This is a genomic window from Ferrovum myxofaciens (genome assembly GCF_000735045.1).
Taxonomy (GTDB): domain Bacteria; phylum Pseudomonadota; class Gammaproteobacteria; order Burkholderiales; family Ferrovaceae; genus Ferrovum; species Ferrovum myxofaciens.
The window spans coordinates 1-622 of sequence record NZ_JPOQ01000108.1; the positions used below are offsets into that span (position 1 = coordinate 1).

At 53.4% G+C, this 622-nt stretch carries 1 protein-coding gene; it reads left to right on the top strand.

Translation table 11 applies throughout. The features are described 5' to 3' along the window. Positions 1 to 622: transposase (locus IV91_RS0111220; protein ID WP_031598421.1), on the top strand; the 622-nt coding region annotated here is incomplete at both ends.

Sequence of the window (622 nt, forward strand, 5' to 3'; positions counted from 1 at the left end):
GTGGATCTGGTGATCGACCCTAAATTTCCTGTTTCTCAAGGAATGCGCACCTCGGATATAGTGAAGTCCATGATTGGTCTGTTGAGTCTGGGCAAGAGTGATTTCGAGGCGATCGAACCTTTCCGCAATGATCGTTTTTTCAAGCAATCCTTGGGGTTGGTCAAGGTGCCAGGAAGTGTCTGGATGCGTCAACGACTGGATGCCAAGGCTGGGGAGTTGCGTGAATACACTGACGAACTGACCTTGCGTCTGCTGGAATCCACCCACGCTCCGATTACGCCCCACAAGGGGTATGTCTGTGTTGATCTCGATACTTTTGTGATGGACAACAGCAACACCCGGAAGGAAGAAGTGGGTCGGACCTACCAAGGGGTGGATGGGTATACCCCGATTGCTGCATATATTGGGAATGAGGGTTGGAACATCGGGTTGGAATTGCGCGCGGGGACCCAACACTCGGCTTGCGAAACCGACTATTTCCTGGAACGGGTTTTTCCGCGGGTTCAACGCCTGTGTTGCCGCGGGGAAAGCGTTCTGTGGCGGGATGACAGTGGTTTTGATTCGGTCCGGCTGTTGTTTATGAAAGCGCAGGAGAAGGATCGCTGGGCACTCAAGGGACAGC